At 61.9% G+C, this 824-nt stretch carries 1 protein-coding gene; it reads left to right on the top strand.

Annotated features, from left to right (window positions below):
• Positions 1-338: 338 nt before the first annotated feature.
• Positions 339-824 (top strand): sugar O-acetyltransferase (locus AACR77_RS18165; protein WP_231563279.1); only part of this gene is annotated, 486 nt, incomplete at its 3' end.

The raw sequence follows: 824 nt of genomic DNA, 5'->3' as shown, positions 1-824 counted from the left end.
CTCGGCTGATAAACAACAAGCCACGGTGGCTGCCAACCCATCAGCCGCAAACTCGGCTGATAAACAACAAGCCACGGTGGCTGCCAACCCATCGGCCGCAAACTCGGCTGATAAACAACAAGCCACGGCAGTTGCCAACCCATCAGCCGCACACTCGGCTGACAAGCAACAGGCCACAGCGGCAACACTTAGGTCGTTGAACGACAAGGGCACCCCAGCAGGGTGCCCTTGTCGTTTCCGGACGCCCATTCTCCTTCTGCCCACTCTGGGGAGAGCCTCACGCTTCTCCGCTCTCCGATGGCTTATCCTCTCTTCCTCCACCCCATCGAGGCCCAGTCATGACCGAATACGAGAAGATGATCGCCAGCCAGCCTTACAACTGCATGACGCCAGAGCTGGATCTGTTGCGCCGGGAGACGGCCCGCCTGTACCGCCGCTTCAATCGCAGCGACGAGGAGGATGAACAGCTGGCACTGCTGCTGCAGATCGTCGGCGAGCTGGCACAGGGTGCCTTCATCTGCCCACCCTTCTACTGCACCTATGGCCGCCACATCCACCTTGGCAAGGGCAGCTACATCAACATGGGGGCCACCCTGCTGGACAATGCCCCCATTCGCATCGGCGCCGAGGTGATGATTGGGCCGAACGTGCAGATCTACACCGCCGCCCATGCGCTGGACGCCGATGAGCGCATTCAGGGGGTTGAGACGGCGCTTCCGGTCACCATTGAAGACAGGGTCTGGATAGGCGGCGGCGCCATTCTGCTGCCCGGCGTCACCATAGGGCGGGAAGCCGTCGTGGGTGCGGGCTCGGTCGTGACCAGA

It is taken from the genome of Aeromonas sp. ZOR0002 (assembly GCF_963866995.1).
GTDB classification, from domain to species: domain Bacteria; phylum Pseudomonadota; class Gammaproteobacteria; order Enterobacterales; family Aeromonadaceae; genus Aeromonas; species Aeromonas caviae.
Note: the sequence above shows the minus strand (reverse complement) of the source record. Positions and strands in the feature narration are given on the sequence as shown.